This is a genomic window from Wolbachia endosymbiont (group A) of Cydia splendana (assembly GCF_947179475.1).
In the GTDB taxonomy this organism is placed as follows: domain Bacteria; phylum Pseudomonadota; class Alphaproteobacteria; order Rickettsiales; family Anaplasmataceae; genus Wolbachia; species Wolbachia pipientis.
In genome coordinates, this window is the sequence record NZ_CAMXBP010000001.1 from 769,942 (window position 1) to 782,715 (window position 12,774).

At 35.3% G+C, this 12,774-nt stretch carries 11 protein-coding genes and 3 pseudogenes; 4 read left to right on the forward strand and 10 right to left on the reverse strand.

Features of this window, described 5'->3' with window-relative positions; genetic code table 11:
* Positions 1-31: 31 nt before the first annotated feature.
* Complete coding sequence (gene fsa, locus OM961_RS03770) at positions 32-673, reverse strand: fructose-6-phosphate aldolase (RefSeq protein WP_007552982.1); 642 nt, start codon at positions 671-673, stop codon at positions 32-34.
* A 39-nt stretch (positions 674-712) separates the two neighbouring features.
* Entirely contained in the window at positions 713-1,054 is a 342-nt protein-coding gene (locus tag OM961_RS03775) for a hypothetical protein (RefSeq protein WP_041573517.1), read from the reverse strand.
* 270 nt (positions 1,055-1,324) lie between these two features.
* Here OM961_RS03775 and OM961_RS07645 point away from each other — a divergent pair.
* Positions 1,325-2,411: pseudogene (locus OM961_RS07645) on the forward strand (IS3 family transposase).
* Between the two features lie 480 nt (positions 2,412-2,891).
* Here the strand turns inward: OM961_RS07645 and folD are convergent.
* From folD to OM961_RS03810, 5 genes are all read right to left on the reverse strand, one after another.
* Positions 2,892-3,770, reverse strand: coding sequence for a bifunctional methylenetetrahydrofolate dehydrogenase/methenyltetrahydrofolate cyclohydrolase FolD (gene folD / locus OM961_RS03790; protein ID WP_155968464.1), 879 nt, complete (start codon positions 3,768-3,770; stop codon positions 2,892-2,894).
* Positions 3,754-4,329 carry a UbiX family flavin prenyltransferase gene (locus OM961_RS03795; RefSeq protein WP_006280027.1) on the reverse strand — a complete coding sequence of 192 codons (576 nt, stop codon included), beginning with the start codon at positions 4,327-4,329 and terminating at the stop codon, positions 3,754-3,756. The genes folD and OM961_RS03795 overlap by 17 nt, the downstream gene beginning before the upstream one ends.
* Complete coding sequence (locus OM961_RS03800) at positions 4,322-4,588, reverse strand: DUF2312 domain-containing protein (RefSeq protein WP_010082293.1); 267 nt, start codon at positions 4,586-4,588, stop codon at positions 4,322-4,324. Before OM961_RS03800 ends, OM961_RS03795 begins: the two co-directional genes overlap by 8 nt.
* A gap of 13 nt (positions 4,589-4,601) precedes the next feature.
* Positions 4,602-5,885, reverse strand: coding sequence for an HlyC/CorC family transporter (locus OM961_RS03805; RefSeq protein ID WP_264339439.1), 1,284 nt, complete (start codon positions 5,883-5,885; stop codon positions 4,602-4,604).
* Between the two features lie 88 nt (positions 5,886-5,973).
* Positions 5,974-7,152, reverse strand: coding sequence for an aspartate aminotransferase family protein (locus OM961_RS03810; RefSeq protein WP_264339440.1), 1,179 nt, complete (start codon positions 7,150-7,152; stop codon positions 5,974-5,976).
* Between the two features lie 275 nt (positions 7,153-7,427).
* On the opposite strand from OM961_RS03810, the gene OM961_RS03815 reads away from it, so the two are divergent.
* Positions 7,428-8,600: an NADH-quinone oxidoreductase subunit D gene (locus OM961_RS03815; protein ID WP_264339441.1), complete on the forward strand. Its 1,173-nt coding sequence runs from the start codon at positions 7,428-7,430 to the stop codon at positions 8,598-8,600.
* Between the two features lie 27 nt (positions 8,601-8,627).
* Here OM961_RS03815 and OM961_RS03820 read toward each other — a convergent pair whose 3' ends face one another.
* Positions 8,628-8,771 carry a hypothetical protein gene (locus OM961_RS03820; RefSeq protein WP_153296793.1) on the reverse strand — a complete coding sequence of 48 codons (144 nt, stop codon included), beginning with the start codon at positions 8,769-8,771 and terminating at the stop codon, positions 8,628-8,630.
* A gap of 589 nt (positions 8,772-9,360) precedes the next feature.
* Positions 9,361-9,555, reverse strand: a pseudogene (locus OM961_RS03825) (IS256 family transposase); the annotation flags it as partial.
* 167 nt (positions 9,556-9,722) lie between these two features.
* Here OM961_RS03825 and OM961_RS03830 point away from each other — a divergent pair.
* The gene (locus OM961_RS03830; protein ID WP_155969615.1) at positions 9,723-11,051 is read left to right on the forward strand and encodes an IS4-like element ISWosp9 family transposase; all 1,329 of its coding nucleotides are present in this window, start codon (positions 9,723-9,725) and stop codon (positions 11,049-11,051) included.
* Positions 11,052-11,453: 402 nt separating this feature from the next.
* Positions 11,454-12,011 (forward strand): hypothetical protein, encoded by a 558-nt coding sequence (locus tag OM961_RS03835; protein WP_405196805.1) that lies wholly within the window; start codon positions 11,454-11,456, stop codon positions 12,009-12,011.
* 298 nt (positions 12,012-12,309) lie between these two features.
* Here the strand turns inward: OM961_RS03835 and OM961_RS07650 are convergent.
* Positions 12,310-12,671, reverse strand: a pseudogene (locus OM961_RS07650) (transposase); the annotation flags it as partial.
* Between the last annotated feature and the right edge of the window lie 103 nt (positions 12,672-12,774).

Here is a 12,774-nt window from a genome sequence, read left to right on the forward strand (position 1 = left end):
GCCAATTTTTATGTTCATTTGTAACCGTTTATTATTTTACACCCCAGTCTTTTTCAAATATTGCTAGTCCTTGGTCAGTAAGTGGGTGATTAATTAATTGTCTAAGTACTTTTGCTGGCACAGTAATTGAATCAGCACCAAGCCTTGCAGCTTCTATTACATGCGCTGGGCTTCTCACTGATGCAACAAGAACTTTAGTATCAAAACCGTAATTAGAATATATAGTACATATATCTTCTATTAGCGATAAGCCATCATAGCTTATATCATCAAGGCGACCAACAAAGGGGGAAATAAAACAAGCACCGACCTTAGCGGCAAGCAGTGCTTGTCCAGGAGAAAAACATAATGTGATGTTAACAGGTATTTTATGCTCTGTCCATAACTTTTTACAAGAAATTAATCCTTCATGTGTAAGAGGTAATTTGATCACAACATTATCAGCAATTTTTGCTAAATTCAGACCTTCTGTGATCATCTCTTCATGGCTATCTGCAACAACTTCAACACTAACAGGCCCTTTTATAATAGAGCATATTTCACGCACTAAATCCTCGTATTTATCTTTACGCCCGGACTTTGCTATTAAAGAAGGATTAGTTGTTATGCCGTCAATGAACTCCTTTAGTCCTTTAATTTCATTTAAATCAACGCTATCAAGAAAAATTTCCATATTAATCTCCTATAAAAAAAATACCCTTGCAAAATCTTGTCATCCTACCGCTTGACTTACAACCGTATGAACTTCCTGCGTTGTAAACATCAAACAGCCGATAACACAACTGTACAAATATTGAGACATAAGAGTAATTTGTACCAAGAAAAAAGATGTCATCCCAGTGCCCAGACCCCTTAGACAATGTACCATCTTTTGATTTTGTCCATTCTGGGCGGGGTTTTCAAGTTCTTTGATCTTAAATACTACATCTACTTTATCAAGATCAATGTTGACTTCTTTTACTAATGTTCTAATAAGACTACGTTTGGCTTGCCAATCTAGGTCCGATTTAACACTAGAATAAAAGCCCTTTATGCTATTTGTAATAAGATTCATTTTCTGCCGTATTCCCTTTTACCTTTTTCTTCTCTCCTTCAATCTCTTTTAAACGTTACTTCATTTTTTTTATTGCCTGCTTAAAGTCTTCCTTACTTATAGTTAGTGCATACTTTGTTGCCGTAAAAACTTCTGGTACCCAAACAATTGTAATAAGTATACACAATCTTTGTCAACTATTTTCGGCACTGGTATATTGACCTTACCCAGAAAAAGTGGAGAGAAAGAAAGGAGTTTTTTCGGGTAAAATAAAATTTTGGAGGATTAGAAATGGTAAGAGAATATACGGCAGAATTCAAATTGGAAGCTGTTAAGCTGGCAAATGAACAAAGAAAGGTAGGTCAACCAGTTGCAAAAGTAGCAAGAGATCTAGGAATAAGGGATAGTGTATTAGGAAAATGGATGAAGAAATATAACGAAAAAAAGTCAGCGGCAAATGCATTTCCAGGTAGAGGTAACATGGCTCCTTACGACAAAGAGAGGTTTGATTTACAAAGCAAGAGTAACAAGGGAAAGAGACATTTAAAAAAAAGCCCTGGCCAGTCAAAAAGAGTAAAATATTTTTTTATATAGTAACTGCTATAAAGTACAGGAATTATGTAGGATTTTCTGCTAGTGGCTACTATAAGTGGACCACAAGAAAAATAAGCAGTAGAGAATCAGCAAATAAAGAGCTACTCGCAGCTATTCAAAAAATATATCAAGTTTCTAAATGTAGATATGGAACTCCTAAAATTCATGCTGAATTGAAGGCTTTGGGTAAAAGTTGCAACTTAAAAACAGTGCAAAGTATTATGCAGAAAAATGGTATTCAGGCTATATTGAGAAGAAAATTTAAAATTAAGAAACAACAAACGGACAGTAGCTCCCAATATATTAGACCAAAACTTTATTGTCGATCAACCAAATAAAGTATGGGATTACTTATATAAAAACCAAAGAAGGATGGCTATATTTGGCAACAATAATCGATCTATATTCACGCATGGTAGTTAATGAGCAGTTCAATAAATAAACAATTGGTTATGGACTCTTTATTAATGGCCGTTAACAAGCGTAAACCTGCCAAAAATCTACTATTACATAGTGATCAAGGTTCACAATATACTTCGCAAGGTTATCAATATCTCTTATCCATAAAAAACATAGATGAGTTATAAAGGTTGTTGTTACGACAATTCTGTTGTGGAAAGCTTCTTCAGTTCTCTAAAAAGGGAGTTACCAATAGACACCTCTCGGCACTCTAAACAGCATATCAAAACTGCTATATTTGAATATATAGAAATTTTTTATAACAAACAACGTCACTATTAACTATTGCATTCCTGAGCATTTTGATTCATCATTCTCTTTGTGAAAAACATTCCAAACTTTCTCTCCACTTTTTCTGGGTAAGGTCAGATACTATAAACTATAAAAAAATTTCTCCGATAGTTCATATAGCAAGTAAATTCACAAAATGAAGACTATTATTTTTATTACAGGTGTATCTACGGTTGGAAAATCAAGTTTGGCTCATATATTAGGTTCAAAGCTTTTTATGCCTAGAAACTTTGCAATTCCACTAACTATAGCTAACCCAAGAAAGGTTTCCCTACGTCATATCGCCGCGGTATCTCAGCATAGATTCCGCTAACGAGTAGCGGAATGACGAATTTGTTGTTTTTCAAATTGTAGGTAAACCTAAGCCACTTTAGCTATACTTGTAGAGAAAAAAGAATAGATGATGATCCTAAATATTTAATAAATTTGACTACTGAGGAATTTCAAAAATCTCAATTTTTTATTAATTGTGATATGGTACATTCTATCTTCATATAGCTTTCCTCTTCATACCTCAACTAATGAAATCAGAAGCATCAACTCCCTTTTGCAAGCAAGCAGCAATAACAGTGTTCATCATTAGAAATGCAATGGTCATTGGGCCAACGCCCCCGGGTACTGGGGTCATAGCTTTGGCTTTCCCTTTTATTCCTTCAAAGTCAACATCACCTACAAGCTTTCCTACGTTAACGCTATTTATGCCAACATCGATCACTATTGCACCTTTCTTTATCCAGTCTGCTTGAACAAAATTTGGCTTTCCGACTGCTGCAACTACTATATCCGCTTTAGAGCAATATTCAGCTAAATCCTTGCTTTGTGAATGCAAGATGGTGACAGTGCAGTTTTCTTGCAATAGCAGGTAAAACATTGGCTTGCCCACGATATTTGACCTACCAATTACCACTGCGTTTTTACCGGAAAGGTTCTCTTCAATTGACTTAATTAAATGCAAAGAACCTTTAGGAGTGCAAGGTATAAGGCAGTTTTTTTCACCTTTAACTAATTTGCCAACGTTTTCATCATGAAAGCCATCTACATCTTTTTCAACACTTACTGTGTTAATTACTCTGCTTGCACTAATATGATTTGGTAAAGGCAATTGCACTAAAATGCCATGCACAGATGGATCTTCATTTAATTCATTGATTTTTTCAATTAATTCATCTTCTGAAATATTATCAGGCAAAACAATGGTCTCAGAACTTATGCCTATTGATTCTGCTTTTTTCTGTTTGTTGCGAACATAAACCTGACTTGCTGGATTGCTGCCCACGAGAATTACTTTCAGGCAAGGAAAAATGTTATACTCTCTCTTTAAAATATCAATTTTTTGTGATAGCCTCTCACATAGGTCGTTTGCTATTTTTTTACCATCAATAATAATTGTCACTTCCTTGCCACTCCTTAAAGTCGGGTAATTTGATATCAAATAAATCCAATACTTTGCCAACAGAATGATTAATAATATCATCCAACGATTTCGGTTTAATATAAAAAGCAGGCACTGGTGGAGCAATAATTGCTCCCATCTCCGTTAATTTTAACATATTTTGTAAATGCCCAAGATGCAGTGGTGACTCTCGCACCATAAGAACTAACTTTCTTCTTTCTTTTAGCGTTACATCTGCAGCCCTTGTCAATAGATTGGAAGTAACACCTGATGCGATTTCAGACATTGTCTTCATAGAGCATGGTGCTACAATCATCCCTGAGGTTTTAAATGAGCCGCTTGCTATTTTTTCTCCAATCTTTTCTTCAGAATAGTAAAAATCTGCAAGTGATGTAATATCTTCAAGTTTTTCTTTAATCTCGTGAGCTAAAGTTATTTTCCCAGCACGACTTATCACTAAATGAGTTTCATAATCGACGTCTTTCAACGCTTCTAAAATACGCACACCGTAAATAGAACCAGATGCTCCACTTATTCCAATTACAATTCTGCTATTCACTTAACTCTTCTTCGTAGCTCATTCCCAATGCACGTTTATAGGTATCAAGCAATATTTCTTGTTCCTCTCTGTCATCATCATCCATCTTCCTCAGCCTAATAATTTGTTTCATCACTTTTATATCCCAACCTTCATCTGCGGCTTTTGCATATACATCACGAATGTGATCTTGCACATCCCTCTTTTCTTGTTCAAGTTTTTCGATTCTCTCTATGTAACCCTTCAACTCTTCAGCCGTTATTTTTACTGTATCTTCCATGAAACTCCACTAATTAATTGCTGCCACTAATATTACCAGTTTTTACTTGCACTTCAACAACAGTAATAATATTTTTATCTTTTTTTAAAATCTTAAAGCGAAAACCATACATGGAAAACTCCTCGCCTTCGTCAGGAATGCGCTCTATTTCATTCACAATCATACCTGCTAGAGTTGTAGCTTCTTCATCAGGGAGATTCCAGTATAACTGCCTGTTAATGTCCCTAATAGTAGATTTTCCTTCTATGTGATACATATTATCAGATATTTTCTTTATAAAATTCTCCGTAATCAAATCATGTTCATCCGAAATTTCTCCAACTATTTCTTCCAGTATATCCTCAAGAGTTACAATTCCCTGCAGTGCTCCATACTCATCAATAACAAATGCAAGGTGTTTCCTGTTCTTACGGAAGTTGTGAAGTTGCACGCTGAGCGGTGTACTTTCTGGTATGAACCAAGACCTTGACATAACTTGGGTAATGTCAACTTCTTCCGCTTTATTATTCTTTTCACGCAAAGCATTTATTAGAGCTTTCACGTGAATTACACCTACAATGTTATCTGGTTCCTTCTGCCATAAAGGTACTCTACTGTGACTGCTGGTTAAAATCTCTCTTATTAACTCTTCTTTATTCCGATCTATATCAAGAGAAAATAGGTTTCTTCTATGGGTCATAATTTGTGATATCTCTGTCTCAGCCAAATCAAGTATGCTGCTTAGCATATCTAAATCCTGTTGCAACATAGTTCCTTCACTGCGGTGAAGAGTAATCATATTACGCATTGCATCCGCTGCAGATATCACTTCCTTATCTTTATGCAGCCCACATAATTTTAGGATGAGGTTAACAATAAATTGAATACCTAGTGTCAATGGAGAAAAAATCTTTACAAAAAACAATACAAAATAAGCAGAAAATGATGCAAATTTTTCAGGATTTTGGATAGCATAAGTTTTTGGTAGAACTTCGCAGAACAATAAAATACAAAATGTCATTATAATTGTTGATAGGAGAATGCCCTCATTTCCAAAAAGATTGATAAATATTGCTGTAAATAAAGCAGAGCAAGTAATATTAATAATTGTATTGCCGAGCAATACCGTTCCTATTGTCAATTCTTTCCTATTTAATAAGCGATCTATTACCCTGGCTTTTTTGTTACCGTCTAGCTTTAGCTTATTAACTCGAGAACGGCTAATTGAGGTTAAGCCTATTTCTGCTCCTGAGAACAAAAACGATAAAACTAACAAAACAAAAATTGCTGATGATACTAAGACCAATAACCAATCCATTAAAGTACGATGTTATTGTGATAAAAAATAAAATTAATTTTACATGTTATGAGAGGCATTTGCAAGCCTGAATTTATATTGCCGAATTTTATATACCTTTAATCTTAAAAAACAAATCATAAAGCATATTACACGCTGCGTTCACATGCTCATCCTCAATGATAAGTGGTGGGGTTACCCTTACTACTTTGTTGTTTAAAACCCTAGTTATTATTAAACCTTTATCAAGAGATCGACTAATAATTTTATCAGCTACAAGAGTTGCTAGTTCTATTCCCATTAGTAACCCTTCTCCACGAACTTCTAAAATCATCTCAGGAAATTCTTTAGCTAAAAGCAACAGCTTTTCTTTTAAATATTTACTAATTCTTTTAACATGATCAAAAAAGTCTTCTTTTAGCATTATATCGAGCACTGCATTACCAACAGTCATGGCAAGTGGATTGCCACCATAGGTTGATCCATGAGTTCCTGGAGTAATTGCTTCTGCTATATAATTTTTCACTAAACATGCAGCTACAGGAAAACCGTTACCCATAGCCTTCGCACAGGTTAGCATATCAGGTTCAATGCCGACATTTTGATAATGAAATAAAGAACCGATGCGTCCATATCCGCACTGCACTTCATCAAAGCACAAAATTATTCCTTGAGCTTTTGTTATTTCCCTTACTTTTTGAAGATATTCTACGTCTAGTGGATATACTCCACCTTCGCTTTGTATGGGCTCTAAAAATACAGCAGCTATTTCATTGTTGATTTTTTCTTCTAATGCTTTAATGTCATTTCTTGGCACTTTATCAAAACCAGAAAGGAGCGGAGCAAAACCTTCGCGTGATTTTTCATTGCCTCCAGCAGAAATTGCAGCAATACTGCGGCCATGAAAGCCTCCTTCAATTGTAATAATACGATTACGTTTTGCTTGCCCTTTTGAATAAAAGTAACGACGAATAAACTTAATTGCAGCTTCTGTTGCTTCAAGCCCACTTGAGCAGAAAAAAACTTTATCTGCAAAAGTCAGGGTTGTTAAACGCTCGGCAAGCCTTTCTTGCTCGGGAATAGTGAAAATGTTAGAGCAGTGCCATAATGAGCTCGATTGCTCTTTCAGCTTATCTGTAATGTATGGATGACAATGCCCTAAAGAAGTTGTAGAAATACCTGCAGCAAAATCTAAATATTTTTTACCATCTTTATCAAAAAGATATGCCCCTTCTCCCCTGACTATAGGAGTGTCAAGTCTATTATACGCATTAACAACATGATCCATTTTATAAGTATTGTGGTATTATCTATACTATACCTGAAATGAATCCATTAACACAAAGCTTTTCCTTTAACCTCTTATGCTACTTCAACTAAAAATTTGGCTAATGCAAACCTTTTTTGTCATTCTATAGCTAAAGTGACTTGGTTTTACCAACACTTATTAGCCATTGTAAAAGTTTTTGTTTCTATTGAATGATAGTTGTAGCCTATGCAAGAAGTTTATTGACTTTGAGCGCACTTTAGCCTATACAATTTTAATATCTTAAACTACTGGACATGCCCGATCTAAAGACAATGATGTTAAATTTTGGACCTCAGCACCCAGCTGCACATGGAGTGTTGCGTCTTGTTTTAGAGATGGATGGTGAAGTGATCGAGAGGGCAGATCCCCATATTGGGCTTTTGCACCGCGGTACTGAAAAATTAATAGAACATAAAACGTATCTTCAAGCTTTGCCTTATTTTGATCGCCTTGATTACGTATCACCAATGTCACAAGAGCATGCATATTCACTTTGTGTGGAGAAATTGTTGCAATGTGAAGTGCCAATTAGGGCAAAGTATTTACGTGTCTTGTTTTGTGAACTGACGAGAATACTAAATCATTTACTGAACGTTTCTTCTCAAGCACTTGATGTTGGAGCAATGACCCCTCTTTTATGGCTCTTTGAAGAAAGAGAAAAAATACTGGAATTTTACGAAAGAGCTTCAGGTGCAAGGTTTCACGCAGCTTACATCAGGCCAGGTGGAATTGCAGCAGATGTTCCAGAAGATTTGATTGAGGATATTGCAAAGTTTATAGAGCAATTTCCAAAATATATAGACGATGTTGATGAACTTTTAACAGAAAATAGGATATGGAAGCAACGCACTGTAGGAATTAGTGAAATATCAATTAAACAGGCACTTGATTGGGGCTTTAGTGGCCCAATGTTGCGCGCTGCTGGGCTTGCTTGGGATTTGCGAAAAAGCCAGCCATATGAGATATATGATCAACTAGATTTTGATATACCGATCGGCCAAAATGGCGACTGTTATGACCGTTATCTAGTTAGAATGGCAGAGATTAGGCAATCTATCAGTTTGGTGAAGCAGTGCATAGAGAAAATGCCTGAAGGGCAAATAAAAACTGAAGATAGAAAAATTTCTCCACCGTCAAGAGTAGAGATGAAAAAATCTATGGAAGCTCTGATTCACCATTTTAAGCTCTATTCAGAAGGATATCACGTACCAGAAGGTGAGGCTTACGCAGTTGTTGAGGCACCAAAAGGTGAGTTTGGAGTGTATATAGTTTCAGATGGTACCAATAGACCTTATAGGTGCCGAATAAGAGCACCTGGCTTTGCGCATTTACAAGCCTTAGACTTTATGGCAAAAGGACACATGCTTGCTGACGTTGCAGCAATTATTGGCTCACTCGATATAGTTTTTGGTGAGATTGATAGGTAATCATTGGTACCCGTTCAGGCAATGGCGTCATGCAAGTAGCTGACACATAACTGTACGAACATTTGTTTGCAAAGGCAGTATGTTAAGTGTTATAGCCGATTTTGCCTCAAACACAAAGGCAGTGCCTTGACTACTTGGATCCAGAAAAATTGATTGTGTACTATATAACATTTTTGATCAAAAGCGTAACCGTTCACTGTTAGACTGCATTCTGTGATTTTTAGCAAAACATGATCTTTCATTTGAGCTTCCTTCAATTTAAAATAAATACAGAAAATTGCTGCCTATAGCTAAACTGACTTAGATTTACCAACAATCGTCATCCCGCTACTTGTTAGCGGCTAAGAGATACCGCGGCGGCATAGCTATCTTCAAAAATATGGTTGAATAATTGTGTGTATAATTATTAATATTTTTAAACACTTTGGCTATGGCTTTATCTAAGTTTCTCGACCCTAAGCTGGATTTAACCTTCAAAAAAATATGTAGGGTCAAGAACTGGCGCGCCTACTTTAGGGTTTGGTGGCTGATCCATTGTTTTCACAATAGGCCTCAATCCAAATTCCCATGTTAACGTTTCCAGCTCCCGCCTCGTCAAACGCAGCATCCGCACTACGCTTTCCTAGCAGATTCTTTACCAAAGTTTATAACATATTGTGCTGGTGATGCTTTCGGTTTGTAATACCTTATTCTGTAGTCTGAATATAGACCCAGCGTTTTGTATATCCATTCGCTACTCCACTTCTTCCAACCAAACCCTCTCTTCACTTTCAGCTAATAAGTGATTTTCTATTTCACCTTCCAAACTTGCCTCCAGCAGCTTTTTTATAAATGGTGTAAATGCTCCATCCCTTCCTGTTAATGGTCTGCCTTCCCTTATTGATGACAGTATATTTGCTTCCAGTTCTTTGTAATCTACCAAACCGGTAGTTCTGTTTACTACTTTCTGACTCATTGTCAAACCTCCATTTTTTTTATATCAATTTATTACTTTTTTTTTGGTTTGACACACTTTTTTGAACCATACGCGTCAAGTTAAGGAAAAGTGTAAGTAAAGTTGATAGAGTGAAGGAAAATAATAAGGTATAAATTCTCTTGGATATATGAATGAGAGAACTTACAATGGACAGAATAGCTTGCTTATCAAAAGACCTCAATGAATTCTTTAATGAAAAAGCAGACGAAATATCAATTGCAGTAGGTTTTATAAAAAGAAAGAGAAAACTTAATGGCTCATCATTCATAAAAGCTATGGTTTTTGGTAACATAGGAGTTGATGATTGCAGCATAGAAACAATGTGCCAATTGCTAAATGAAGACTCGATAGAAATTACAAAACAGGGTTTAGATTTTAGGTTTAGTGAAGAAGCAGTTGAGTTCATGAAAAAAATGTATAACGAAGCTTTGTGTTTATTTAAAAAAAGTCTACAGATTGATTGCAAAATTTTACAGCAATTTGGAAGCGTTAAATTATTGGATAGCAGCTACATTAGCCTGCCCAGTAGCATGGAAGATATGTACAAAGGATATGGCAGTAGCTATAGAGATTGTGAGAATAATACTAAATCAGGAATAAAGCTACAGTTAGTCTTTGATTACCTGAATCAAGCGCTAGATAAGTTAAATTTTATGGAAGGAATAAGGTCGGATCAAGGTTATAGGGATTATCTGAACGGTTTATCAGCCAATGATTTGCTAATATTTGACTTGGGCTACTTTGTGCCTAGTTCTTTTAAACAGATTGATGAAGCAGGTGCATATTTTGTTAGTCGTTATAAGTCTGATACCAATATATATGATATAGAAACAAATCAAAAAATAGAGCTATTGGAGTATTTAGAAGGTCAATTATCTTCAGAAAAAGAAGTATTATTAGGAAAGGAAGTAAAAATTAAGGTAAGAATTATATGTCAAAAGCTAACTGAAGAACAGTCTATGGCTAGAAGAAGAAAGGCTAATAAATTAGCAAAGTCACATGGATATACATCTTCTCAAAAGAATCAAAAGTTATTAGATTGGTCAATATTTATAACTAATGTTCCAGAGAGTAAAATTAATGCTGAACAAATATTGACGGTTTATAGAGTAAGATGGCAAATCGAATTACTATTTAAACTATATAAAAGTCATATCAATCTTGATAAACTAAAAGGAAAGACAAATCCATTTAGAGTATTGTGCGAGCTATACGCAAAATTATGTGCTATTCTCGTATTTCACGAAATGGTTGGCTGTGTAAAACTAAAAAAGAACACGGAGCTCAGTTTAACAAAGGCATTTATTGAATTGAAAAGGCGGGTTAGAGAGCTCTTTTTGATATTAAACAATATTGTCAATAATTTAAAAATTTTTCTAAAAAAGCTTACTATAATCTGGTCAAAGTTTTCTTTGAAAGACAGATATAGGAAGACCAGGGTATCTACTTTAAGCTCTCTACATTCCTTAACTTGACGCGTATGGTTTATTTAACACTCCCCCACTGGACATTAGGTTTGGGACAAAAGGCTGAATAATGGGAGCTGTGTGAGTCGAGAGGGTGCGCCGTGGTACGCATTAAGAAATACTTAGCGGAGCTAAGCGGGGTTCAGAATAAATGGCCTCGAGGTGAACAACTAACTTTAACCCGAAAGGGAAGGAGGACAAGAGCATGTATGTAAAGCGAGAGTTATCTGAAGATGTGTAAGGTAACGGCTTGCAACACCTGATCAATATGGTTAAAGCTAAACTGCTTGAATTCTAATCTTCAGGGGTGGGATTTCACATCCATGGGTATCACATTTAAAACCCCATGTCTACAGTAAGCACAAATTAAACTTTCGTTTGTGTGACATTCTGGCTGTAGAACGATAAGTAGTGAACTTATTTAAGAGCATAATAGATGTCGCAAAGATAACAGATGGGGCAAGGAGCTTAGGGTTAACTCAAGGAAAAATAGAATACGGAAGAGATATAGTAAAGATCGGTAAAAGTGAGGTAGAAATTATAACGGAAAATGGCATAAGGCATTACACTAATCTTGCAGACAATAGTAATATAGTGTTAACTTTCTCTACTAGTTTAGGAGAATTAGAAGTTAATTTGTACCCTGACAAGCAAGATAAAATAATAGTAGAAGTTAGTAACAAAAAGGAAATACTGGAAAAGTTCAAAAATTGTAAAGAAGAATTAGGTGAGAATTGCTCGCTTGGTGGATATTGGGTCTACGATGCTATTAAACAGGGATATTTTGAAAGGTCTGGAAAACTTTGTCAATCTTTTGAAACAATTAGTCTATCTAAAAAAGTCTCAGAAGGAGTCAAAGCAGCGGTAAAAGGTTTAAAGTGTGGTGATATAGTGAGTTCTTCATCCAGTAATATATTTCCTCCAAAAGCGATTATGCAGGAAGGTAAAGCAAGAGTACCAGGAGCATGAACTCAAAGTTGCTTAGGGTCAAGTTTTGAGTATTTTACTAAAATAGCTTTAACATTTTTTGGGGAATGTTTTAAATCCTATGGTGATGTTAAGTTAATAGCTTAAGAGATATTCTAAAGGAGTTATCTTATTTAAAAAATTACTTGGACGCTTATAGTTTTTTGAGCATAGCCTTTCATGTTAGATTCAAAGAAGACTGAATAGGCTGCTCCACACTTTCTACTTTCTCGAGCTTGGTGTTGGGCTTAAAGGTATTGACCTTACCCAGAAAAAGTGGAGAGAAAGTTTGGAATGTTTTTTACAAAAAGAATGATGCATCAAATTGTTCTGGAATGCAATAGTTAATAGTGACGTTGTTTGTTATAAAAAATTTCTATGTATTCAAATATTGCAGTTCTAGTTTGTTGAGCAGAGTGTTGTGAAGTATCAATAAGTATTTCTCTTTTCAATGAGCTAAAGAAGCTTTCTGCAACAGAATTGTCGTAACAACAGCCTTTATTACTCATCTATATTCTTTACAGCTAAGAGATATTGATACCCTTGCGCAGTATATTGTGAACCTTGATCACTATGTAATAGTAGATTTTTAACAGGTTTACGCCTATTAATGGCCATTAATAAAGAGTTCATAACCAATTGTTTATTTATTGCACTACTCATTAACTACCTTACTATTACCCATAAGTATATAAATAGTAAAAAAGCTGATATTTTACTAATTCAACTTTCTATTATAAATGGATCTATGGTCTAAAAATGGAAT

Bases quoted from the DNA above. Each gene is read 5' to 3' on its own strand.
- fsa (WP_007552982.1), bottom strand. From the start codon at position 673: ATGGAAATTTTTCTTGATAGCGTTGATTTAAATGAAATTAAAGGACTA.
- OM961_RS03775 (WP_041573517.1), bottom strand. From the start codon at position 1,054: ATGAATCTTATTACAAATAGCATAAAGGGCTTTTATTCTAGTGTTAAA.
- OM961_RS03800 (WP_010082293.1), bottom strand. From the start codon at position 4,588: ATGGAAGATACAGTAAAAATAACGGCTGAAGAGTTGAAGGGTTACATA.
- OM961_RS03805 (WP_264339439.1), bottom strand. From the start codon at position 5,885: ATGGATTGGTTATTGGTCTTAGTATCATCAGCAATTTTTGTTTTGTTA.
- OM961_RS03810 (WP_264339440.1), bottom strand. From the start codon at position 7,152: ATGGATCATGTTGTTAATGCGTATAATAGACTTGACACTCCTATAGTC.
- OM961_RS03815 (WP_264339441.1), top strand. From the start codon at position 7,428: ATGCCCGATCTAAAGACAATGATGTTAAATTTTGGACCTCAGCACCCA.
- OM961_RS03820 (WP_153296793.1), bottom strand. From the start codon at position 8,771: ATGTTATATAGTACACAATCAATTTTTCTGGATCCAAGTAGTCAAGGC.
- OM961_RS03830 (WP_155969615.1), top strand. From the start codon at position 9,723: ATGGACAGAATAGCTTGCTTATCAAAAGACCTCAATGAATTCTTTAAT.